Annotated in this window: 23 protein-coding genes; 4 read left to right on the plus strand and 19 right to left on the minus strand. The window is 74.4% G+C overall.

Features of this window, described 5'->3' with window-relative positions; genetic code table 11:
• From VG869_08980 to VG869_08990, 3 genes are all read right to left on the minus strand, one after another.
• Positions 1 to 423, minus strand: a 423-nt coding sequence (locus tag VG869_08980; GenBank protein HEV3451325.1) for a ribonuclease J, incomplete at its 3' end; no start/stop codon positions are given.
• 70 nt (positions 424 to 493) lie between these two features.
• The gene (locus VG869_08985; GenBank protein ID HEV3451326.1) at positions 494 to 1612 is read right to left on the minus strand and encodes a ferritin-like domain-containing protein; all 1119 of its coding nucleotides are present in this window, start codon (positions 1610 to 1612) and stop codon (positions 494 to 496) included.
• Between the two features lie 4 nt (positions 1613 to 1616).
• A complete protein-coding gene (locus tag VG869_08990) occupies positions 1617 to 2249 on the minus strand; it encodes a TetR/AcrR family transcriptional regulator (GenBank protein HEV3451327.1) in 633 nt (210 codons plus the stop codon).
• A gap of 171 nt (positions 2250 to 2420) precedes the next feature.
• Between VG869_08990 and VG869_08995 the strand changes: the two genes are divergently transcribed.
• Positions 2421 to 3641, plus strand: a complete 1221-nt coding sequence (locus VG869_08995; protein HEV3451328.1) for a serine hydrolase domain-containing protein — start codon at positions 2421 to 2423, stop codon at positions 3639 to 3641.
• A gap of 90 nt (positions 3642 to 3731) precedes the next feature.
• Here the strand turns inward: VG869_08995 and VG869_09000 are convergent, their stop codons facing one another.
• The 11 genes from VG869_09000 to VG869_09050 form a co-directional block, all read right to left on the minus strand.
• Positions 3732 to 4160, minus strand: coding sequence for a hypothetical protein (locus VG869_09000; protein HEV3451329.1), 429 nt, complete (start codon positions 4158 to 4160; stop codon positions 3732 to 3734).
• 112 nt (positions 4161 to 4272) lie between these two features.
• Positions 4273 to 4872 carry a TetR/AcrR family transcriptional regulator gene (locus tag VG869_09005; GenBank protein HEV3451330.1) on the minus strand — a complete coding sequence of 200 codons (600 nt, stop codon included), beginning with the start codon at positions 4870 to 4872 and terminating at the stop codon, positions 4273 to 4275.
• Positions 4873 to 4877: 5 nt separating this feature from the next.
• On the minus strand, positions 4878 to 5669 hold the full coding sequence (gene dapB, locus VG869_09010) for a 4-hydroxy-tetrahydrodipicolinate reductase (GenBank protein ID HEV3451331.1): 792 nt from the start codon (positions 5667 to 5669) through the stop codon (positions 4878 to 4880).
• The gene (locus tag VG869_09015; protein ID HEV3451332.1) at positions 5666 to 7009 is read right to left on the minus strand and encodes a pitrilysin family protein; all 1344 of its coding nucleotides are present in this window, start codon (positions 7007 to 7009) and stop codon (positions 5666 to 5668) included. Before VG869_09015 ends, dapB begins: the two co-directional genes overlap by 4 nt.
• Entirely contained in the window at positions 6975 to 9407 is a 2433-nt protein-coding gene (locus VG869_09020) for a polyribonucleotide nucleotidyltransferase (GenBank protein ID HEV3451333.1), read from the minus strand. The genes VG869_09015 and VG869_09020 overlap by 35 nt, the downstream gene beginning before the upstream one ends.
• Before the next feature lie 111 nt (positions 9408 to 9518).
• Positions 9519 to 9776 carry a 30S ribosomal protein S15 gene (gene rpsO, locus VG869_09025; GenBank protein ID HEV3451334.1) on the minus strand — a complete coding sequence of 86 codons (258 nt, stop codon included), beginning with the start codon at positions 9774 to 9776 and terminating at the stop codon, positions 9519 to 9521.
• Positions 9777 to 9946: 170 nt separating this feature from the next.
• Entirely contained in the window at positions 9947 to 10903 is a 957-nt protein-coding gene (locus VG869_09030; protein HEV3451335.1) for a bifunctional riboflavin kinase/FAD synthetase, read from the minus strand.
• 3 nt (positions 10904 to 10906) lie between these two features.
• Positions 10907 to 11800 (minus strand): tRNA pseudouridine(55) synthase TruB, encoded by an 894-nt coding sequence (gene truB / locus VG869_09035; GenBank protein ID HEV3451336.1) that lies wholly within the window; start codon positions 11798 to 11800, stop codon positions 10907 to 10909.
• Between the two features lie 15 nt (positions 11801 to 11815).
• The gene (locus VG869_09040; GenBank protein HEV3451337.1) at positions 11816 to 12775 is read right to left on the minus strand and encodes a bifunctional oligoribonuclease/PAP phosphatase NrnA; all 960 of its coding nucleotides are present in this window, start codon (positions 12773 to 12775) and stop codon (positions 11816 to 11818) included.
• The gene (rbfA, locus tag VG869_09045) at positions 12772 to 13155 is read right to left on the minus strand and encodes a 30S ribosome-binding factor RbfA (protein ID HEV3451338.1); all 384 of its coding nucleotides are present in this window, start codon (positions 13153 to 13155) and stop codon (positions 12772 to 12774) included. The genes VG869_09040 and rbfA overlap by 4 nt, the downstream gene beginning before the upstream one ends.
• The gene (locus VG869_09050) at positions 13152 to 13463 is read right to left on the minus strand and encodes a DUF503 domain-containing protein (protein HEV3451339.1); all 312 of its coding nucleotides are present in this window, start codon (positions 13461 to 13463) and stop codon (positions 13152 to 13154) included. The genes rbfA and VG869_09050 overlap by 4 nt, the downstream gene beginning before the upstream one ends.
• A gap of 33 nt (positions 13464 to 13496) precedes the next feature.
• Between VG869_09050 and VG869_09055 the strand changes: the two genes are divergently transcribed.
• From VG869_09055 to VG869_09065, 3 genes are read left to right on the plus strand one after another with little or no spacing between them, the layout of a single operon-like run.
• Positions 13497 to 13991, plus strand: coding sequence for a hypothetical protein (locus VG869_09055; protein ID HEV3451340.1), 495 nt, complete (start codon positions 13497 to 13499; stop codon positions 13989 to 13991).
• 23 nt (positions 13992 to 14014) lie between these two features.
• Positions 14015 to 14794: a class I SAM-dependent methyltransferase gene (locus tag VG869_09060; GenBank protein ID HEV3451341.1), complete on the plus strand. Its 780-nt coding sequence runs from the start codon at positions 14015 to 14017 to the stop codon at positions 14792 to 14794.
• A 31-nt stretch (positions 14795 to 14825) separates the two neighbouring features.
• Entirely contained in the window at positions 14826 to 15296 is a 471-nt protein-coding gene (locus tag VG869_09065; protein HEV3451342.1) for a pyridoxamine 5'-phosphate oxidase family protein, read from the plus strand.
• Positions 15297 to 15364: 68 nt separating this feature from the next.
• Here VG869_09065 and infB read toward each other — a convergent pair whose 3' ends face one another.
• From infB to VG869_09090, 5 genes are all read right to left on the minus strand, one after another.
• Positions 15365 to 17956: a translation initiation factor IF-2 gene (infB, locus tag VG869_09070; GenBank protein HEV3451343.1), complete on the minus strand. Its 2592-nt coding sequence runs from the start codon at positions 17954 to 17956 to the stop codon at positions 15365 to 15367.
• 39 nt (positions 17957 to 17995) lie between these two features.
• Entirely contained in the window at positions 17996 to 18235 is a 240-nt protein-coding gene (locus VG869_09075) for a YlxR family protein (protein ID HEV3451344.1), read from the minus strand.
• A 16-nt stretch (positions 18236 to 18251) separates the two neighbouring features.
• The gene (gene nusA, locus VG869_09080) at positions 18252 to 19511 is read right to left on the minus strand and encodes a transcription termination factor NusA (GenBank protein ID HEV3451345.1); all 1260 of its coding nucleotides are present in this window, start codon (positions 19509 to 19511) and stop codon (positions 18252 to 18254) included.
• Positions 19508 to 20020 carry a ribosome maturation factor RimP gene (gene rimP / locus VG869_09085; protein HEV3451346.1) on the minus strand — a complete coding sequence of 171 codons (513 nt, stop codon included), beginning with the start codon at positions 20018 to 20020 and terminating at the stop codon, positions 19508 to 19510. Before rimP ends, nusA begins: the two co-directional genes overlap by 4 nt.
• Before the next feature lie 288 nt (positions 20021 to 20308).
• On the minus strand, positions 20309 to 21370 hold the full coding sequence (locus tag VG869_09090; protein HEV3451347.1) for an ATP-dependent DNA ligase: 1062 nt from the start codon (positions 21368 to 21370) through the stop codon (positions 20309 to 20311).
• Between the last annotated feature and the right edge of the window lie 184 nt (positions 21371 to 21554).

Consider the following 21554-nt stretch of genomic DNA (forward strand, 5'->3'; position numbering starts at 1 on the left):
GTGCGGCACCGAGTGGGTGACGGGGACGAACTCCGCCTCGACCGGCCCGATGGCGCGCCGCTCGCCGTCGGCGACGGGGATCAGCTCGGTGCGGCCGAGGAGCCCGGCCTCCTCGATCCGGTTGCGGGCCAGCCCCAGCGCGAGCGCGGAGCCGTAGATCGGGGCGGGGACGTCGCGGAGCAGGTAGGCGAGCCCGCCGACGTGGTCCTCGTGGCCGTGGGTGACGACGATCCCGTCGACGCGGTCGGCGTGCTCCCGGAGGTAGGTGAAGTCGGGCAGGACGAGGTCGATGCCGGGCATGTCGGTGCCGGGGAACATGAGCCCGCAGTCGACGACCACGATCCGCCCGTCGACCTCGAGGCAGAAGCAGTTGCGGCCGATCTCGCCGAGGCCGCCGAGGAAGACGATCCGGACCCCGGGCATGCGACGAAGTTAGTGCGCGATCGGCGGTCGGCCGCCGCCACGGCGGCGGCCGCACGCGATGACGGCGCGATCAGGCCGAGGCGGGAGCGCGGTCCTTCGCCACCTCGTCGAGCGTGGCGTACTCCTCGCCGGTGTCGACCCAGTCCTCGAACTGGATCACGCCGAGCTCGGTGAACCGGTCGCGCAGCCACCCGTCGGCGGCGTCGAGCAGGCCGAGCTTCTTGCAGTTCGGGACGATCTTCGAGAACAGCATGGCCTGGAAGATGGGCCGGTCCGGGTCGTGGAGCACGACCTTCACCGCCTCCTTCACGTCGATCCCCATGCGCTCCCAGACCTCCTGCTGGAGGAAGCGGTCCCGCATGCGCACCGCGGCCTCGAACGCGAACTCCTGACGCTCCCGGATCTCGGCCGCCGACAGCTGCTCGTAGTACTCCTTCAGCGACAGGACGCCGAACGCCACGTGACGAGCCTCGTCGCTCATGACGTAGCGGAGCAGCTGCTTGAGCAGCGGCTCGGTCGTCATCTGGTGCATGAAGCCGAACGCCGCCAGCGCCAGCCCCTCGACCATGATCTGCATGCCGAGGTAGGTCATGTCCCAGCGACTGTCGGCGATGATGTCGTCGAGCAGCATCTTGAGGTGGGCGTTGATCGGGTAGAAGCCGGACAGCTTCTCGGAGAGGTAGCGGCCGAAGACCTCGACGTGACGGGCCTCGTCCATCACCTGCGTCGACGCGTAGTACTTGGCGTCGATCCACGGGACGGTCTCGACGATCTGGGCGGTGCAGATGAGCGCGCCCTGCTCGCCGTGCATGAACTGCGACAGGGTCCAGTTCTGCGACTCGATGTTGAAGTCGAGCCACTCCCGGTCCCCCCAGTGCTCGAACGGCGTGCCCGTGAGGTCGATCCGGTTGTCGGCCCAGCCGTTCTGGATCTGGTTGGCGATCGCGACCGCCTCCTGGTCGACGTCGGTGTCCCACGGCAGGTCCCGCGCGTTCCACTGCGACGTCTTCGCCTTCTCGTACAGCTTCTGGAGGGGCTTGCGGGTCTGTTCGTAGTCCCAGGTGAAGATGGCGTCGGCGTTGGCGCGGACCGCGTGCGTCAGCTCGTCGACGTCGGTGTTCGTGACGGCCAGGATCGCCTCGATGTCGTCGACATCGGTGCGGCCGATCAGCTCTTCGGTGCTCGACATTGCGTCACCTCCTGGTGGCGGCGGGGGAACGAGGGCGGGCGCCGGCGCGGATCGCCGGCGCGAGGAACTCGGAGACGTAGGCGCGGACCGCGGGCTCGTCGTCGAGGGCCACGGGCGGGGTCGGTGAGCAGAGGAGGGCCAGGCCGACGCGGGCCACCCACTCGGCGGCCCGACCGGTCTCGGGCCCGTCGACGAAGGGCGCCAGGGCCGGGACGAGCGCGTCGGTGGCGGCGGCGAGGAACCGGTCCCCGCCGGCGAAGGCGAGGTGGGGCAGGAGGCGCTCGGGCTCGAAGGCGGCGACGAACTGGAGGGCGGGGTGGTGGCGGACCAGGTCGCCGGCGGCGCCGAGGATGGCGGTCACCGCGTCCTCGAGGGTGTCGGCGCCCGCGGCGGCCTGCCGCAGGGCCCCGGTGACCCGGTCGGCCTCGGTCCGCACCGCGGCCTGGAGGACGGCCTGCTTGCTGGCGAAGTAGCGGTAGAGGGTGGCGCGGGAGCAGCCGGCCTCGCGAGCCACGTCGTCGAGGGTGGTCTTCCGCACCCCCTGGCGGGCGACGCAGGCCAGCAGCGCCTGGACGGCCCGGGACTCGAGGTCGTTCGGGCGATCGGTCCGCTCACGCTCGGTGAGGACGGCGCTCATACCACCTGAGACGATACGACTCGTTTCGTCTCAACGTCAACGGTCGGCCCTGTGCCCCCCGTCACACCGAGCCAGAGCCCGGGCCGGGCCGGCGCCGCTTCCCCGGGCGGCCACGCGGAGGGATGCTGGGGTCGCGGGGCGGCGAGCGCCGCGTCGGGAGGGGGCAGGCGTGTGACCGTCGACGGCAGGTGCGAGGCCCGGTTCTCGACCGTGCGGGAGGAGTTCGAGCGCAACCTGGCCGAGCGGGGCGAGGTCGGCGCCTCGGTGTGCGTCGCCGTCGACGGCGAGCCGGTGGTCGACCTGTGGGGCGGGGTGGCCGACCCGGCGGCGGGGCGGCCGTGGGCGAGGGACACGATCGGGGTGGTGTGGTCGTGCACGAAAGGCGCGACGGCGCTCTGCGCGCACGTGCTCGTGTCGAGGGGCGGCCTGGACCTCGACGCCCGGGTCACGGACTACTGGCCCGAGTTCGGGCAGCGCGGCAAGGACGGGATCACGGTGCGGGTGCTGCTGAGCCACCAGGCCGGCCTGGCCGCGCTGCGGGAGCCGCTGCCCGAGGACGGGTTCACCGACTGGGACCTGGTGGTGGAGCGGCTCGCGGCCCAGGAGCCGCTGTGGCCACCGGGCACGCGGCAGGGCTACCACGCCTTCACGTTCGGGCACCTGGCCGGCGAGCTCGTCCGTCGCGTCTCGGGCCGGTCGCTGGGCCGGTTCTTCCGCGACGAGGTGGCCGAGCCGCTGGGCCTCGACTTCTGGATCGGCCTGCCGGCGGAGCACGAGCCGCGGGTGGCGCCGACCATTCCGGCCGACCCGCCCGACCCGGGCGACCCGGTCCCCGAGTTCTTCGCGCGGGCGATGGCCGACCCGACGTCGATCCCGGCGCTCATCGCCGCCAACTCCGGCGGCCTGCTCCAGCCCGGTGCCATCGACCGGCGCGTGGTCCACGCGGCCGAGATCCCGGCCGCCAACGGCGTCGCGAACGCGCGGGCCCTCGCCGGCCTCTACCGGCCCCTGACCCTCGGCGGCGCCGTCGACGGCGTGACCGTCCTGGACCCGGCCACGCTCGCCGAGGCGTCCCGGGTCGCGGCCGCGACCGCGGTCGACGCCGCCCTCGGGGTGCCGACCCGGTGGGGCCTCGGGTTCATGAAGCCGGTCGCGAACACCTCCGCCGAGGACAGCGTGCTGCTGAGCGAGGACGCGTTCGGGCACGCCGGGTTCGGCGGGTCGCTCGGCTTCGCCGACCCGGTCGCCCGCCTCTCGTTCGGCTACACGATGAACAAGCAGGGGCGCGGCCTCGGCGCCAACCGGCGCGGCCAGGCGCTCGTCGACGCCGTGTACCAGACGCTCGGCTACCGCCAGCCCGCCGGCGGTGGGATCTGGCTCCCGCCTCGGTGACGCCGCCGGCGCGGCCGCACGGCCGGCGGCCACAGAGAAGACGGAGAAGGGTGGAGCGGGGGCGGCCGCGCGGCCGCCCCCTGCGCCCCGTTAGGCGGTCCAGTCGATGGTCAGCTTCGACCCGTCGGCGGGGTCGACCTTGACGCCGACCTCGGCCCCGGGCTGCAGCCGGCTCAGGTAGACCTGCGGCACCGCGGTGGTGAGCTGGGTCGCGTACGGCGGCTGGCCGGCCACGGTGACCTGCAGGTCGAGCACGACCTGGGGGTTGAAGTTCACGAGCGTGCCGGTGTCGGTGAAGTTCTGGATCGTGGCCCGACCGGGGGTGCCGGAGCTCAGGAGCGCCTGCTCGCCCTGGATCTGGGCCTGGAGGGCCATGGCGTCGTCGATGGCCGAGCTGGCCTGGCTGATCGTGCTCGGGGTGTCGCGCAGCATGCCGATCATCCCGGTGCGCTTGCCCTGGGACTTCCGGATCTCGTTGCCCTGGTCCTTCATCTTCTTGATGTCCTTGAACATGCCCATCGGGGTGCGGTGCTCCTCGGATCGGGACTGGCGGACGCCAGTCGGCTCGCCCCATCGTGGAGGGGCGACGCTCGGGGGTCATGAGTAGCGGCTACTCAGCTGGGGCCGCGGGCTACCCGGTTCCGTCCGGCCGGGCGAGGATCCCGCCGAGGAGCTCGGCCCGGACCAGGGCGCGGACCGCCGCCGGGTCCTCGAGGTCCCAGCGGCCGGGGCTGCCGATGAGGGAGAGCACCATCCGGGCCAGGTAGTCGGCGGCGTGGTCGACGTCGACCCCGGCCCGGAGCCGCCCGGCGGCGGCCTCGCTTGCGAGGAGCGGCCGGAGGTACTCGGCGATGTAGCGCAGGACCCGCTGGCTCTCGATGGTCATGAGCGGCACGAGGGCGCCGGGCTCGGTGACGAGGACCTTCTGGAGGACGGCGTGCTCCTGGACCGCCCGGTGGGCGAAGGTGAGGGCGGTCTCGAGGCGGGTGGCGAGGTCGGGGGCGTCGGCGACGGCGTCGGCGAGCCGGGCGAAGAAGCGGTTCATCTCCCAGCCCACGGTCTCCCGCAGCAGCTGGTCCCGCCCGCCCGGGAACAGCCGGTAGATGGTGGCCCGGGACACGCCGGACGCCCTCGCGACGTCCTCGAGGGTGGTCTTGTCGAGGCCGAAGCGGCCGATGCAGTCGTAGGCGCCGGCGAGGACGGCCTGGCGCGGCTCGGCCGGGACCGGCACCGCGCTCAGAGGCCGAGCAGGGTGTCGAGGCCGACGGTGAGCCCCGGCCGGTCGGCGACGGCCTGCACCGCGAGGACGACGCCGGGCATGAACGACGACCGGTCGAAGCTGTCGTGGCGGATGGTCAGGGTCTGCCCGGTGGTGCCGAGGATCACCTCCTGGTGGGCGACGAGCCCGCGGAGGCGGAGCGAGTGCACGCGGATCCCGGCCGGGCCCTCCCCGCCGCGGGCCCCGTCGAGCACGGTCTGCTCAGTGGGGTCGGCGCTCCAGTCGCCGGACGCGGCGGCCATCCGCTCGGCGGTGAGGAGGGCCGTGCCCGAGGGCGCGTCGACCTTCTCGTCGTGGTGCATCTCGACCACCTCGGCCGAGTCGAAGAGCGGGGCGGCCATCTCGGCGAAGCGCATCATCAGCACCGCGCCGATCGAGAAGTTCGGGGCGATCACCGCGTTGGCCGTCGACGCCTCGAACCGGGCCGCCAGCGCGGCGAGGTCCCCGGCGGTGAAGCCGGTCGTGCCCACGACGGCGTGGATGCCGTGCTCGGCGCACCACTCGAGGTTCTTGTAGGCGGCCTCGAGGACGGTGAAGTCCACCGCCACGGCGGCGTCGGCGTCGACGAGGGCGTCGGGCGACCCGGCGACCTGCAGGCCGGGGGCGGGCACGCCGAGCTGCTGGAGGTCGATGCCGACGTGATACGGGTCGACGGCGGCGACGAGCTCGAGCGTCGGCTCGGCGGCCACGGCGGCGCAGACCGTGCGGCCCATGCGGCCGCCGGCGCCGAAGACCCCGACCTTCGTCACGGCGTGAGGCTAGGCCCCCGCCCGGTGAAGCGCTGCTCCGTGAAGGGACCCACGACGGCCAGGGTCCGGTCGCCCCCGGCCAGGACCCGCTCGACGACGCGCGCGACGTCGTCGGCGGTCACGGCGTCGACGTGGGCGACGAGCTCGTCGAGGGTCGGGACCTCGCCGAGCGTCAGCTCGCTGCGGCCGATGCGGTGCATCCGGGACCCCGAGCTCTCGAGCGACAGCGCCAGCGACCCGCGCAGGTGACCCTGGGCCGCCGCGAGCTCGCGCGCCGACACGCCCTCGTCGACGACGACGCGCTGCAGCTCGGCCTCGAGCACGTCGAGGAGCTCGTCGACCCGCTCCGGGGCGGTGCCGGCGGAGACCGCCAGCACCCCGGTCTCCTCGAGCGCGGCTCGGTACGAGTACACCGAGTACGCGAGGCCCCGCCGCTCCCGCACCTCCTGGAACAGCCGCGACGACATGCCGCCGCCGAGGGCCTGGTTCAGCACCGTGAGCGCGTACCGGTCGGGGTCGTCGTTCTTGAGGGCCCGCATGCCGAGCACGAGGTGGGCCTGCTCGGTGGGCCGCTCGAGGAGCGCCAGCGGGCGCGGGGGCGGCTCCCCCTCGTAGGGCTCCCGGGGCGGCCGGCTCCCGTTGGCCGGGTCGAGGCTGGCCCCGACGAGCTCCACCACCCGGTCGTGCTCGACGTTGCCGGCGGCGGCGACGACGACGTTGCTGGGCCGGTAGTGCCGGGCGTGGAAGTCGGCGATGTCCTCGCGGGACATGCCCTCGATGGTCGCCACCGACCCGATCACCTCGCGGCCGATCGGGTGCTGGGGGAAGACGGCCTCGGTGAAGAGGTCCTGGACCAGGTCCTCGGGCTCGTCGTCCCGGAGGTGCAGCTCCTCGAGGATCACCTGGCGCTCCGACTCGACGTCGGCGGGCCGCAGGGCGGGGCGCCACACGATGTCGGAGAGGATGTCGACGGCGAGGGGGAGCCGCTCGTCCGGGACGCGCACGAAGAAGGTGGTGACCTCCTGGGCGGTGAAGGCGTTCATGTCCCCGCCGCTCGATTCGACGGTCTCGGCGATCGCGGCCGCGTCGCGGTCGGCGGTGCCCTTGAACAGGAGGTGCTCGAGGAAGTGGCTGACGCCCGCCCGCGGCGCGGGCTCGTCGCGGGAGCCGGTGCCGACCCAGAACCCGACCGCGGCCGAGCGCAGGTGCGGGAGGGACTCGGTGACGACGCGGAGCCCGGACGCGAGCCGGGTCCGCCCGATCATCCGGGGGTGATCGGCATCGTCGACCGAGGGGTTGAGCCGGTCAGCGTCGACGCCGCCGTCGCGGCCCGCCGCCACCGCCGCTGGGGCGTCCGCCGCCGCCGGTGCGCGCCACCTCCCCGGGCCCGAGGTCACCGAACTCGGCGCGGGCCTCCGCCTCCCAGCGATCCTCGAACGACGTCACGTCGGCGCCGCTCGGCGCGCTGTCGTCGCCGCGGCCCCGCTCGGGTCGGGACGACGACCCCGTCGGCCGCGGTCGGGACGGCCGCTCGTCGCGGTCGCCGGCCGGCGCGGGCTCGTCGCCGTCGCCGACGAGGCTGAGCGACAGCTTGCCGGCGTTGTCGATGTCGTCGACGCGCACGGTGACCTCGTCGCCGAGGTTCAGCACGTCCTCGACCCGGTCGATGCGCTTGCCGCGTCCGAGCTTCGAGATGTGGAGGAGCCCGTCCTTGCCGGGCAGCACGTTCACGAAGGCCCCGAACTTCGTGATGTTCACGACCCGGCCCGTGTACTCGGCGCCGAGGTCGGCGGTCGGCGGCTCGAGGATCAGCTCGATGCGACGCCGGGCCTCGGCGACGGCGGACGACTCCCTCGAGCCGATCGTGACCGTGCCGACCATCCCGTCGTCGGTGACCGAGACGTCGGCGCCGGTCTCCTGGGTGATCGTGTTGATCACCTTGCCCTTCGGGCCGATCACCTCGCCGATCTTGTCGATCGGGATCTCGAAGCTGATGATCTTCGGCGCCGTGCCCTTCACGTCGGGGCGAGGCTCGGCGATCGCGCCGGCCATGACGTCGAGGATGGCGAGCCGGGCGTCGCGGGCCTGCCGCAGCGCCTGCGCGAGCACGTCGGCGGGCAGCCCGTCGATCTTCGTGTCGAGCTGGAGCGCGGTGACGAACTCGCGGGTGCCGGCGACCTTGAAGTCCATGTCGCCGAAGGCGTCCTCGGCGCCGAGGATGTCGGTGAGGGTCGTGTACTTGCCCTCGGCGTAGACGAGGCCCATGGCGATTCCCGCCACGGGCTGGCGGATCGGCACCCCGGCGTCCATGAGCGACAGGGTCGAGCCACACACCGAGGCCATCGACGTCGACCCGTTCGAGGACAGCACGTCGGAGACCACCCGGATCGTGTACGGCCACTCCTCGGCGGGCGGGACCACCGGCACGAGGGCGCGCTCGGCGAGGGCCCCGTGCCCGATCTCGCGGCGCTTCGGCGAGCCGACCCGGCCCGTCTCACCGGTCGAGAAGGGCGGGAAGTTGTAGTGGTGCATGTAGCGCTTGCGGTCGTCGATGCCGATGGTGTCGAGCATCTGCTCCATGCGCGGCATGCCGAGCGTCGTGACGGTCAAGACCTGGGTCTCGCCCCGCTGGAACAGGCCCGTCCCGTGGGCGGTCGGGATCAGCCCCACGTCGGCGGACAGCGGCCGGATGTCGGTCGGCGACCGACCGTCGATGCGCAGGCCCTCCTCGACGATCCGCCGGCGCACGACCTGCTTCTGCAGGGCCCGGAACGCCTTCCGCACCTGCCCGGCCCGGTCGGCGTAGGGCGCGCCCTCACCGCCGGCGAGCTCGGCGACGACCGCCGAGTCGAGCTCGTCGAGCCTGGTGTTCCGCGCCGTCTTGTCGGCGATCGCCATCGCCTCGGCGGTCTCGGTCCGCACGGAGTCGGCGACGGCGTCGAACACGTCGGCGTCGTAGTCGAGCTGCGGGTCGTACGCGATCTCCTCGATCGGCCCGGACTGCTCCTGCACCGCCGCCACGAGCTGGAGCTGCAGGTCGATCGAGGCGTTGATCCACTGCTTCGACCACTCGAGGCCGTCGGCGATGACGTCCTCGGTGACCTTCGGTGCGCCCTCGCCGTAGAGCGACCAGGTGCGCTCGGTGCCGCCGGCCTCGACCATCATGATGGCGACGTCGCCGTCGGCGAGCCGCCGGCCCGCGACGACCATCTCGAATGTGGACTCGTCGCCCTCCTGGTAGGTGGGGTGCGCGACCCACTCGCCGTCGCGGTGGGCGATGCGCACGGCCCCGATGGGGCCGTTGAACGGGATCCCGGAGACCATGAGCGCGGCCGACGCGCCGTTGATCGACGCGACGTCGTACGGGTTCTCGAGGTCGGCGCCGAGGATGGTGGCGATGACCTGGACCTCGTTGCGGAACCCCTCCGGGAACGACGGGCGCAGCGGCCGGTCGGTGAGGCGGTCGGTCAGGATGGCCTGCTCGCCGGGCCGGCCCTCGCGGCGGAAGAAGGACCCGGGGATCTTCCCCGCCGCGTACATCCGCTCCTCCACGTCGACGGTGAGCGGGAAGAAGTCGATGCCCTCCCGGGGCTTGCTGGTGACCACGGTCGAGAGCAGGGTGGTCCCGCCGAGCTGGACGACGACGGCGCCGTCGGCCAGGGGGGCGAGACGACCGGTCTCGAAGGACAGGACCTTGTCGTCGGGCGACACCGCGCCCGACACTTTGATGGCTGGCACGAGAACGCGCTCCTCTGTTCGGAGCGGCGGTTCCCAGTGGTCAGCGTCCGGACCGGGCCGCACGCGGGCGGCGCCCCGGTCGGGCACTGGCGACTGACAACCGACGCTCAGCTACCGGCGCAGGCCGAGCTTGGCGATGAGCGCCCGGTACCGCTCGACGTCGTTGCGCCGGAGGTAGTCGAGCAACCGACGGCGCCGGCCCACCATCATCAGCAGGCCGCGGCGCGAGTGATGGTCCTTGGTGTGGACCTTCAGGTGCTCCGTCAGGTGGTTGATGCGCTCGGTGAGGAGCGCCACCTGGACCTCGGGAGAGCCGGTGTCGGTCTCGTGGAGGCGGTGCTCGGCGATGGTGGCGGTGGGGTCGGGCATTGCGTGACTCAGACCTGTAGTGAGAAGCCCACGCTACCAGAGGCCGGCGGCGGCGCTCCGAGCGGCGATCACGCCTCGGACCGGCTCGTCGGCGCCGCCGGCCCCGGCGTCGGTCGCCCGAGGGCGCCGCGACCGCGTCCCTCCCCCGCGCCCCCCGCTCCGGGGCGGCCTCAGCGGCCCACGATCGCTCGCGTCGCGTCCACGTCGCGGCGCATCTGGCGGACGAGCGCGTCGACGGAGTCGAAGCGGTCCTCGCCGCGCAGCCGCTCGACGAACCGGACCGCCACGGACTGCCCGATGAGGTCGCCGTCGAAGTCCAGCACGTGCACCTCGAGGACGGACTCGGGGGCGTCCTCGTAGAAGGTGGGGCGCCGCCCGATCGAGATGGCGCCCGGCCGCTCGGCGCCATCCTCGGCCACGAACGTGCCGGCGTAGATCCCGTCGGCGGGACGGCACGACCGGGCCGGCAGGGCGATGTTGGCGGTGGGGAAGTCGAGGGCGCGGCCGCGCCCGTCGCCGGTCACCACCGCGCCGCGCAGCTCGTACGGTCGCGGCGGTCGCCCGAGCATGGCCGCCGCCGCCGCCACGCGACCGTCGGCGAGCAGCCGGCGGATCTCGGTCGACGAGTACGGGGTGGCCTCGGCGTCGCCCTCGACCGGGACGAGCCCGAGCCCGACGACCTCGAAGCCGAGCTCGGCGCCCATCTGCTCGAGCAGCCGCACCGTCCCGTGGCGACGGTGCCCGAAGTGGAAGTCGGAGCCGACGACGACGAGGCGCGCGCCCAGCCTCGCCACGAGCACGTCGCGCACGAAGTCCTCGGCGGTCTCGCGGCTGCGGGCCTCGTCGAAGGCGAGCACGACCGTCGTGTCGAGGTAGCCGGTGGCGGCGAGCAGCTCGAGCTTCTGGTCGAGCGTGGTGAGCAGGCACGGGGCGCTGCCGGGTCGGACCACCTCGGCCGGGTGGCGGTCGAAGGTCAGGCACACCGCCTCCTGCCTGCGGCCGGTCGCCAGCTCCCGCACGAGGCGCAGCACCGCCTGGTGGCCGAGGTGCACCCCGTCGTAAGCGCCGATCGTCACGACCGCGCCGACGCCCGACGGCTCGTACGTGGAGAGGTCGTCGACCCGCATCGGTCAGACCTCCGCGGCCGCGCTCGCCACGACGACGACGGGCTTGAACCCCGCCTTCCGGCGCTCGTACACGGCCAGCAGCGCGCCCGACGGGTCGAGGAGCGCGAACGGGCCGGGCCCGGTGGCGGCGTCGAGCGCCGACTCCGGGAACGTCATGCCGTGCCGCACCGCCCGTCCCTGCTCGGCGTCGACCGGCACCGGGGTGAGGTCCCGCACCGCGGCCGGCGGCGGGAGCAGCGCCCCGCCGGGGTCGGCGGCGACGGCGTCGAGGTCGCGGGCCTCGTCGAGCCCGAACGAGCCGACGCGCAGGCGGCGCAGGGCGTCGAGGTGCGCGCAGCCGCCGAGGGCGGCGCCGAGGTCGGCGGCGAGGGACCGCACGTAGGTGCCGGCGCTGCACTCGACGACGATCTCCGCCACCGGGTAGGGGCCGGGGCGGAAGTCGACGACGTCGAGCCGCTCGATGTGCACTGGACGGGGCGCCCGCTCGACCTCCTCGCCGCGCCGGGCGAGGTCGTGGAGGCGCCGACCGCCGACCCGCAGCGCGCTGACCATCGGCGGCACCTGCTGGGTGTCGCCGAGGAAGCGGCGCGCGGCGTGCTCGACCTGTGGCCGCGTCACCGGCAGCGGGCGACGGTCGAGCACGGCGCCGGACGCGTCCAGCGTGCTCGTGGCCACGCCGAGCACCACCTCGCCGCGGTAGGTCTTCGGGTGGTCCTGGAGGAACCGCAGCAGCCGCGTCACCCGACCGAGGCCGACGAGCAGCACCCCCGTCGCGTCGGGGTCGAGGGTGCCGGCGTGGCCCACCCGGCGCTGCCCGTACACGCGGCGGAGGCGGGCCACGACGTCGTGCGACGTGCAGCCGGCCGGCTTGTCGACCACGACGAGGCCGTCGTGCACCGCTCGAGCCTCGGCTCAGAGGGCAGCGCGGATCCGCGCCACCGTGGTCGGGATGCCGACGTCCGAGGTGAACCCGGCGGCGTACCGGTGGCCGCCGCCCCCGTAGGCCTCGGCGATCCGGCGCACGTCGACGGCGCCGAGCGACCGGAGGCTGACCCGGACCTGGCCGTCGACCTCCTCCTTCAGGACGCACGTGACCTCGGCCTCGGCGGTGCGGCGCAGGATGTCGATGAGGCCCTCGACCTCCTCGATCGTCACCGCGTGTCGCTCGAGCATCTCCTGGGTGACCGCCGTCCACACGAACTGCTGGTCGCGCACGAGCTCGGCGTTCGCGAGCGCGTCCGCGAGCAGCTGCAGGTAGGCGAACCGGTGCTCCTCGAAGAGGGACCGCGACAGCCGGGCCACGGGGACGTCGAACTCGGTGAGCCGCCGCGCCAGGTCGAAGACCTCCGGCGTCGTCGTGTCGTACTGGAACCGTCCCGTGTCGCAGACGATGGCGGCGTAGAGGCACACGGCGGCGTCACGGTCGAGCGGCAGCCGGAGCGTGTCGACGAGGCGGTGCACCACCCAGCCGCTCGCCGCCGCGTCGGGCTCGATGACGTTGATGGTGCCGTAGCGGTCGTTCGAGATGTGGTGGTCGATGACGACGAGCTCCCGGGCCGCCAGGGCCGCGGGCTGGAGGTCGCCGAGGCGGCCGAGCGAGCCGCAGTCGAAGGTGACCATCACGTCGGGGTGCTCGGGGAAGTCCTCCGGCTTCGTGAGCAGCGCGAGCCCCGGCAGCTCCCGGTAGTGGGGCGCGACGACGAACGGGGACGGGAAGGAGGCCAGCACGTCGGCGCCGGCGGCGCGCAGCACGTGGAAGAGCCCGAGCATGGAGCCGAGGGCGTCCCCGTCCGGGTTCACGTGGCAGGCCAGGGCGACCTGGCGGGCGTCGCGGACGGCCGCGGCGGCACGGGTCAGCTCGGCGTCGCTCACGGCGTGTCCTCCCCATCGCCTCCGCCTCGATGGAGCCCGCGGAGGATCTCCTCCACCCGCTGGCCCTGCTCGATGGCGGGGTCGGCTCGGAAGTGCAGACGGGGAACGTACTTCAGGCGCACCTCGCGACCCAGCACCGCGCGGAGGTGGGACGCCGCCGACCGGAGGGCGGCCTGCGGCTCCTCGTCGGGGGCGCCGAGGGCGGCGTAGTACACGATGGCGTGGCGCAGGTCCGGGCTCACGTCGACGCCGGTGAGCGTCACCATGGTCAGGCGCGGGTCGGAGCACCGCTCGAGCTCGTCGGCGAGCGCCTCGCGCACCACCTCGTTGACCCGCAGCGTCCGGGCGTAGCGGCGGCGCGAGCCCGACGGCACGCTCACCACTCCCCCAGCCCGCCGTCGGGCGCGACGAGCTCGGCCCGCTCGACGCGCAGGAGCTCGACGCCGGGGGCCCGGTCGACGAAGCGCTCGACGGTGGCGAGCACCTCCCGCAGGCGGCCGTCGCTGTCGGCGACCGCCGCCACCGCCACCGCGGCGCGCTGCCAGGTGTCCTGGTGGTCCACCTCGGCCACCGACACCCGGAACCGGTGCCGCAGCCCGTCGACGATCGGGCGGACCGCGGCGCGCTTGGTCTTCAGGGACCGGCTCTCGGGGATCCGGAGCTCGAACCGAACCGCCGCCGCGTGCATGGCCACCATTGTGCCGGGCTAGCGTCGCCGTCGATGCGACGGCTGGCGGCGCTCGCGGCGCTCCCCGGCGTCGTCCTCCTCGCTGGCCTCCTCGCCGCCCCGGCCTCGGCCGCCCCCCCGGCCCGGAGCCCGGCCACCGAGGTGTGCGAGCCCATGGTCCGGAACGCGGTGGAGGCGAGCCTCGGGTCGCCGCTCCCCGGGCCGCAGCTCGGGGCGTGGAGCGGGCGCACGTACACGTGCACGTACCCGCTCGGCGGCGGCCAGCTCGTCCTGCGGGTCGACGACCTGCGCACGAAGGGTCGGGCGCGCGCCGCCTACCGGCGGCAGTCGCGGGCCACGAGGGGCCGCACCCGGCTGAACGGCCTCGGCAACGCCGCCTACCAGGCCGGTGACGGGACGCTCGTGGCGCTGAAGGACCAGTTCGTGCTCGCGGTCGACCCGTCGGCGGCGCCGCCCGCCATCCGCAAGGCCGACCTGGCCTTCGCGGCGACGCTGGCGGTGATGGGCTGCTGGGCCGGCGGCACGTAGCCGGTCGCACCCGCCCCCACCCGATGTCGACCGAGCCCTTCTACGGCGAGGACCAGGCCGCGATCCACCACGAGCGGTTCGGCGACCTCGCCGTCCTCGCCGCCGACGTGCTGCTCACCCGCCTGCGCGCGGCCAGGTTCTCGGCCGGCACGGTCGTCGACCTCGGGTGCGGGTCGGGGATCCTGGCCCGGATCGTGAGCGACGCCGGCTACGACGTCGTCGGCGTCGACGTGTCCGCGGCGATGGTGGCGCTGGCGGCGCCGCAGGCCCCGCGCGCGACGTTCGTGCAGGGCACGCTGCTGGACGTGCCCCTGCCCCCGGCGGTCGCGGTCACCGCCGTCGGCGAGGTGCTGAACTACGCCACCGCGCCTCCCGCCGGCCTGGCCGAGCTCGAAGCCATCGTCGAGCGCGTCGCCGGCGTGCTCGCCCCCGGCGGGCTCTTCGTCTTCGACGTCGCCGCGCCGGGTCGCAACGGGCCGACCGGCGTCCGCGAGCGGTTCCACACCCATTCCGACTGGGCGCTGCACGCCCGGGCCGTCGAGAGCCCCGAGGGCGACCGACTCGACCGCGACATCACGATCTTCCGCCGGACCGGCGACGCCGAGTACCGACGCACCGACGAGCACCACGTGCTGCGGCTCTACCGCCCCGACGTCGTCGAGGACGTGCTGGACCGCGCCGGCTTCGCGGTCGAGCGGGGGGCCGTCTACGGGGAGACCACGTCGGCGTCGACGCCCGCCACCGGCTGGGCCGTGTTCGTCGCCCGGTCGCCCGGGCCGACCCGACTCACGGCCGTGCATTGATTCGCGGCCCGCGGTCGGTCAGCGTGGGGTCGTGCTGACCTGGAACGAGTTCGGCGCGGCGCGGCCGGACCTCGCCGAGGCCGGCCGTGCCCTCCTCTACCAGTTCGGCGTGGGGCTGGCCTTCCTCGGCACCGTGCGTCGAGACGGCGGGCCGCGGCTGCACCCGATGTGCCCGGTCGCGGTCGACGAGGGCCTGTTCGGGCTCCTCATCCCCTCCCCGAAGCTCGCCGACCTGCGCCGGGACCCCCGCTGCGCCCTGCACTCGTTCCCGTCGGCGCAGAACGAGGACGCCTTCTACGTGACGGGGCGCGCCGAGGTCCGCGACGACGCCGCGCTGCGGCGGGCGGTGGACCGGGCCTTCCTCACGGAGCGGCACCTCGACGCCGCGCCCCCGGGGTTCGACGAGCAGACCCTCGTCGAGTTCCTCGTCGAGACCTGCCTGCTCACGCGCACGACGGGCCACGGCGACTGGGCGCCGCGCCACGAGGTCTGGCCGGCCTGAGCGCCTGCGCCCGGGCCGGCGCCTCGGTCGCGGGCCGGTGGTCGACGCGGCGGGCTCGCGACGGGCGGTCACCGCAGGGCGCGCTCGAGCTCCTTCAGCTCGTAGGTCTCGATGACGTCGCCGGCCTTGAGGTCCTGGAAGTCGGAGAGCCCGATGCCGCACTCGTAGCCGGCCTGGACCTCGCGCACGTCGTCCTTGAACCGGCGGAGCGACGTGATGGTGCCGTTCCAGATCACCACGCCGTCCCGCAGGAAGCGGACCCTCGAGCCTCGGGTGACGGTCCCGTTGCGCACGTAGCAGCCCGCCACCTTCCCGACCCGCGGCACCGAGAAGACCTCGCGCACCTCGGCGTCGCCGGTGACGACCTCCTCGAACTCGGGCTGCAGCAGCCCGACGAGGGCCGCGGTCACGTCCTCGAGGACCTGGTAGATGACCTCGTAGAGGCGCAGCTCGACGTGCTCGCTCTCGGCGAGCTCGCGGGCCTTGCGGTCAGGCCGGACGTTGAAGCCGATCACGGTGGCGTTCGACACCGCGGCGAGGTTCACGTCGGACTCGGTGATGCCGCCCACGGCGCGGTGCACGAACGAGAGCCGCACCTCCTCGTGGTCCTGGTCGAGCTTGCGGAGCGCGTCGGTCAGCGCCTCGACGGACCCCTGGACGTCGGCCTTCAGGACCAGGTTCAGGGTCGCGACCTCGCCCCGCTGGACCATGGCGAAGATGTCCTCGAGGCGCGCCCCGCCGGCCAGCGTCATCGGGTGAGCCATGCCGGCGACGCGGCGGCGGCGGCCTCGGGCCTCGGCGACGGTCCGGGCCGTCTTCTCGTCGGGCGCCACCCGCAGCTCGTCGCCGGCGAAGGGCACGTCGTCGAGGCCGAGGACCTCGACCGGCATCGACGGGACGGCCTCCTTCACGGTCTGGCCCCGGTCGTCGAACATGGCGCGGACCCGGCCCCAGCCGCTGCCGGCGACGACCGGCTCGGTCACGCGCAGCGTGCCGCGCTCGACGAGCGCGGTGACGACGGTGCCGCGACCCTGCTCGAGGTTCGATTCGAGGACGAACGCGCGCGCCGGCGCCTTCGGGTTGGCGGTGAGCTCCTCGACGTCGGCGACGAGCAGGATGGCCTCGAGGAGGTCGTCGACCCCGCGCCCGGCCGGCGCCGCGACCTCGACCACGATGGTGTCACCGCCCCACTCCTCGGGGACGAGGCCCTGCTCGACGAGCTGCTGGCGGACCCGCTCGGGGTTGGCGTCCTCGCGGTCGACCTTCGTGATCGCGGCGAGGATCGGGACCTCGGCGACGCGGGCGTGGCTGATCGCCTCGACGGTCTGCGGCATGACGCCGTCGTCGGCCGCCACGACCAGCACGACGATGTCGGTCGCCTGGGCGCCGCGCGCGCGCATGGCCGTGAACGCCTCGTGGCCGGGCGTGTCGATGAACGTGATCCGGCGGCCATTGCGGTCGGCCTGGTAGGCGCCGATGTGCTGGGTGATGCCACCGGCCTCGCCGGCGACGACGTTCGTGGCGCGGATGGCGTCGAGCAGGGTGGTCTTGCCGTGGTCGACGTGACCCATGACCGTGACGATCGGCGGCCGCGGCTCGAGGAGCGCCTCGTCGTCCTCCTCCTCGTCGCCGAGGAGCGCCTGCAGCTCGAGCTCCTGCTCCTGACCCGGCTCGACGATCAGCACCTCGGCGCCGAGGGTCTCGGCGATGAGCTCGATCATCTCGTCGGCGAGGGTCTGGGTGCCGGTCACCATCTCGCCGGCGTCGAAGAGCAGCCGCACGAGGTCGGCGGTGTTGCGGTTCAGCTTCGGCGCCAGCTCCTGGATCGTCCCGCCGCGGGGCACGACGATCTCGCCCTCGGGGACGGGGGCGTCGATCGGGGTGAGCGCGGTCGGGGACGCCGGCCCGAGGTCCTCGAAGTCGCGGCGGCGGCGCTTCTTGCGGCGGGGCCGCTGACCCTGGGGGCCGGACCGGCCGCGGCCGGGCGGCCCGCCGCGGCCGCCGGGTCCTCCCGGCCCACCCCCGGGCCCGCCCCGCCCCGGGAAGCCGCCGCCGCCGCCGAAGCGGGGTCGGCTCGGGGCGCCGGCGCCGGGCGCCCGGTCGCCGCCGCCTCGCGGCGGGGCGCCCGAGCTGGGGGTGAAGACGCGGGGGCCGGGGGGCGGCGGCGTGCGCCGGGCCCCGGGGGGCGGCGGGATCGGCTTGCCGGTCGGCGAGCGCAGCTCGGGCGTCGGCGCCGGGCCCGCGGCCGGGCGCGCCCCGATGGGGTCGCGGGGCAGGGACGGCGCCGGCTCGGGGACCCCCGTGGTGGGCCGCACCGGCCGCGGGATCGGCGGGGGCTCGGGGATGCCGCCGGTCGACCGTACGACCCGGTGCGGCGCGGCCGGACGGGGCTCGGGCGCGGGGGCCGGGGTGGGCGGCGCGGCGGGCGCGGGCTCCGGGCGCGGCGGCGGGGTGGGCTCGGGCGCGACCGGTTCCGGCTCGGCGCGGCGGAGGCCCCTCGAGTCGGCCAGCCGGCGGACGCGGTCGGCCATCGGGTCCTCGATGCTCGAGGAGTGGCTCTTGACGCCGATCTTCAGCTCGTCGGCGAGGTCGAGCACCACCTGGTTCTCGACGCCGAGCTCCCGTGCGAGCTCGTAGATCCTGATCTTCTTGGTGGCCAAGGGTTGGGGCTTCCTTCCACGAACGGCCGACGGGGCGGCTCAGCCGCTCAGACCTGCAAGTTTCGCGCGCAGGGCCGTGACGCCCGGCCCGGGCAGCGGGGCCCGCAGCGCGCGGTCGAGGGCGCCGCGGCGGAGGGCGGCGTCGAGGCAGCCGAGCGTGGCCGGCGGCCGGCACAGCCACGCGCCGCGGCCGGGACCGGGGCCGAGGCGCGGTGCGCCGTCGCGGTCGAACGAGACCCGGAGCAGCGCTCGGGCGTCGTCGACGCGGCGGCAGCCCACGCAGGTGCGCCGCGGCTCATGCCGGTTCGTCCGGCACCTCGGCGGCGGGCTCGGCCGGCGCCGACGCTGCGGGCTCGGCCGGCGCGGGGGCGGGCGGCGAGGTCGGCTCGGGCGGTGGCGCCGGCGGGGCCGCGGTGGTGGGCTCGGTGGCGACGGCGACGCCGCCGCTCGGCGGCGCCGGGGACGCGTAGCCGGCCTCGGCGGCCGAGATGGCGTCGCCCCCCTCGGCCGGCTGCCAGAGCAGCTCGCCGCTGGGGCCCTGCACCCACTCCCCCTCGGCGTACTCGACGCCGCCGCCGGCCTCCTCCTCCTGGAGCTGGGTCTCGCTCTTGATGTCGACCCGCCACCCGGTGAGCCGCGCCGCCAGCCGGGCGTTCTGGCCCTCCTTCCCGATGGCGAGGGACAGCTGGAAGTCGGGGACGATCACCTCGGCGGTGCCGGTGTCCTCGTGGATCCGGACCTCGCGGACCCGGGCCGGGGCCAGCGCCTTCAGCACGAACTCGGAGGGGCTGTCGGTGTACGGGACGATGTCGACCTTCTCGCCGCGCAGCTCGTTCACGACCATCCGGACGCGAGACCCCCGGGCGCCCACGCAGGCGCCGACCGGGTCGACGTTCGGGTCGTTCGAGGCCACCGCGATCTTCGTGCGGTGCCCCGGCTCGCGCGCGATGGCTCGGATCTCGACCACGCCGTCGACGATCTCGGGCACCTCGAGCTCGAAGAGCCGCTTCACGAGCCCGGGGTGCGTGCGCGACACCACGATCTGGGGGCCCTTCGCGGTCTTGCGGACCTCGACGATGTACGCCTTCAGCCGGCTGCCGTGCTCGTAGCGCTCGTTCTGCACCTGCTCGGCCTGCGGCAGGAGGGCCTCGACCCGGCCCAGGTCGAGCAGCGTGTACCGCTGGTCCGTCTGCTGGATGATGCCGGTGACGAGCTCGCCTTCCTTGCCCGCGTACTCCTCGTACTTGCTCTCGCGCTCGACGTCGCGGATGCGCTGGAGGATCACCTGCTTGGCGGTCTGGGCCGCGATCCGACCGAAGTCGCTCGGGGTGTCGTCCCACTCGCGGACGACCTGGCCCTCCTCGTCGAGCTCCTGGGCGATGACGCGGATGTCCCCGGTCTCGACGTCGATCTCGACGAGGGCCTCCTCGGCCGCGCTCGGCATGCGCTTGTACGCGGTCACGAGGGCGTTGGCGAGCGCCTCGAGCATGATCTCGATCGAGATCCCCTTCTCGCGCTCGATGTTCTCGAGCGCCTCCATCATCTCGGAGTTCATCGCGAGGCCACCTGCCGGGCGCGGCGTCGACCGGGCTTGGCCGGCGCGCCCCACTCGAAGACGGTGCGGGCCTGGCTGACGGCGTCGTAGCCGAGGCGCTCGGGGCCGGTGTCGAACTCGACCTCGATCCCGTCGCCGTCGGCGGCCACGAGGACCCCGCGCCGGCGCAGCCCGGCGCCGTCGGCCCGCGTCTTCACCGAGACGGTGCTGCCGACGGCGCGCTGGAAGTGGGTGGGCGTGCGCAGCCGGCGCTCGAGGCCGGGGCTCGTGACCTCGAGGGTGTACGGCCCGGGACACGCGCGCTGCACCGCGGGGTCGGCGTCGAGCACGGTGGACAGCGCCTGGCTGGCGGCGGCGATGGTGTCGAGGTCGACGCCGCCGGCGCGGTCCACGGTGACGCGGACGGTGCGGGCCCGGTGGGGGCCGGTGGCCTCGACGTCGTAGAGGTCGAGTCCGAGCGCGGCGACGACGGGCTCGACCGCAGCCGCGACCGTCTCCTGGTCCGCCATCGCTCGCCTGCTCCCATCACGAAAAAACGTGGCCTCACGGCCACGTTCGCCGGCGACCCGAGGCCGCTCTCCAACCGGAACAACCCGAAAGGATACCAGGTCGTTGCCGGTTGTTCGCCCACGGCGCGTGGCGTCTCGGCGTGGTCCCGCCCCGCCGCCGAGCTCGAGGCCGCGGGTCCACGGTTCGGGTCTCGAACCCGGGCCGGGCGCATCCCCGCTCGGGGCGAGGGGGTGTCGGGGCGCCCCGAAGGGTCGACGGCCGGCGGAGCGGACGCGCGCCGCGGTCGCTCAGACCCCGAAGACCGTCCGCAGCTCGACCGGCACCGGGGTCTCGAGCTGGCCGTAGGTGCACGAGCGCGGGTCCCGGTCCGGCCGCCAGCGCACGAACCGGGCCGTGTGGCGGAAGCGGTCGCCCTGGAGGTGCTCGTACGCGACCTCGGCGACGAGCTCGGGTCGCAGCGCCTCCCAGGACAGGTCCTTGCTCGCGTTCCAGCGGCTCGGGGCACCGGGCATGCGGGTCGACGCCCCGTCGACGCCGCCCCAGTCGCGCCACGGATGGTTGGCGAGCGCGTCGTCGCGGTACGGGGCCACCTCGTCGGCCAGGCGGGCGCGCAGCGGCGCCGCGAAGCTGCTGGCCACGCCGACGTGGTGCAGGTTGCCGTCGTCGTCGTAGAGGCCGAGCAGCAGCGAGCCGACGCCGCGTCCGTCCTTGTGGGTCCGGAAGCCGGCGACGACGCAGTCCGCGGTGCGCTGGTGCTTCACCTTCACCATCGTGCGCTCGCCCTCCCGGTAGGGGGCGTCGAGCGGCTTGGCGACGACGCCGTCGAGTCCGGCCCCCTCGAACTCGTCGAACCACCGCGCCGCCACGGCGAGCTCGGTGGTGGCCGGCGTCACGTGGACCGGGGGCGCGTCGGCGACGACCCGCTCGAGCCGGGCCCGCCGCGCCGCGAACGGGCGCTCGCGGAGGTCCTCGTCGCCGTCGGCGAGCAGGTCGAAGGCGACGAAGCTGGCCGGGGTCTCGGCCGCGAGCTTGGCGACGCGGCTGGCGGCGGGGTGGATCCGCAGCGACAGGAGGTCGAAGTCGAGCCCGTCGGGCGTGGCGATCACGAGCTCGCCGTCGACGACGGCGCGAGGGGGCAGCGCGGCCTGGAGCGGCTCGATGATCTCGGGGAAGTAGCGGTTCAGCGGCCGCTCGTTGCGGCTGCCGAGCTCGACCTCGTCGCCGTCCCGGAAGACGATGCAGCGGAACCCGTCCCACTTTGGCTCGTACGAGTAGCCGGTCCCGTTCGGCAGCTCGCGGGCAAGGGTGGCCAGCATCGGTGACACCGGGGGCGAGACGGGCAGGCGCACGGGCGCACCCTGCCACGTCGGGGTCGCCCCCGCGGATCAGGCGAGGGCGGCGACGACGGCGTCGAGGGCCAGCTCGTCCTCGACGCCGGTGGCCCGAACCCGCCGCTCGGCGACGCCGCGCCCGACGCTCTTGGCCCCGACGGTGAGGCGGACGGGCATGCCGAGGAGGTCGGCGTCGGCGAAC

This window comes from Acidimicrobiia bacterium, assembly GCA_035948415.1.
Taxonomy (GTDB): domain Bacteria; phylum Actinomycetota; class Acidimicrobiia; order IMCC26256; family PALSA-555; genus PALSA-555.

Coding starts and splice junctions, on each gene's coding strand:
- VG869_08985 (HEV3451326.1), bottom strand. CDS start 1,612: ATGTCGAGCACCGAAGAGCTGATCGGCCGCACCGATGTCGACGACATC.
- VG869_08990 (HEV3451327.1), bottom strand. CDS start 2,249: ATGAGCGCCGTCCTCACCGAGCGTGAGCGGACCGATCGCCCGAACGAC.
- VG869_09000 (HEV3451329.1), bottom strand. CDS start 4,160: ATGGGCATGTTCAAGGACATCAAGAAGATGAAGGACCAGGGCAACGAG.
- rpsO (HEV3451334.1), bottom strand. CDS start 9,776: ATGCCCGACCCCACCGCCACCATCGCCGAGCACCGCCTCCACGAGACC.
- VG869_09030 (HEV3451335.1), bottom strand. CDS start 10,903: ATGCGGGTCGACGACCTCTCCACGTACGAGCCGTCGGGCGTCGGCGCG.
- VG869_09050 (HEV3451339.1), bottom strand. CDS start 13,463: ATGCACGCGGCGGCGGTTCGGTTCGAGCTCCGGATCCCCGAGAGCCGG.
- VG869_09055 (HEV3451340.1), top strand. CDS start 13,497: ATGCGACGGCTGGCGGCGCTCGCGGCGCTCCCCGGCGTCGTCCTCCTC.
- VG869_09060 (HEV3451341.1), top strand. CDS start 14,015: ATGTCGACCGAGCCCTTCTACGGCGAGGACCAGGCCGCGATCCACCAC.
- nusA (HEV3451345.1), bottom strand. CDS start 19,511: ATGAACTCCGAGATGATGGAGGCGCTCGAGAACATCGAGCGCGAGAAG.
- rimP (HEV3451346.1), bottom strand. CDS start 20,020: ATGGCGGACCAGGAGACGGTCGCGGCTGCGGTCGAGCCCGTCGTCGCC.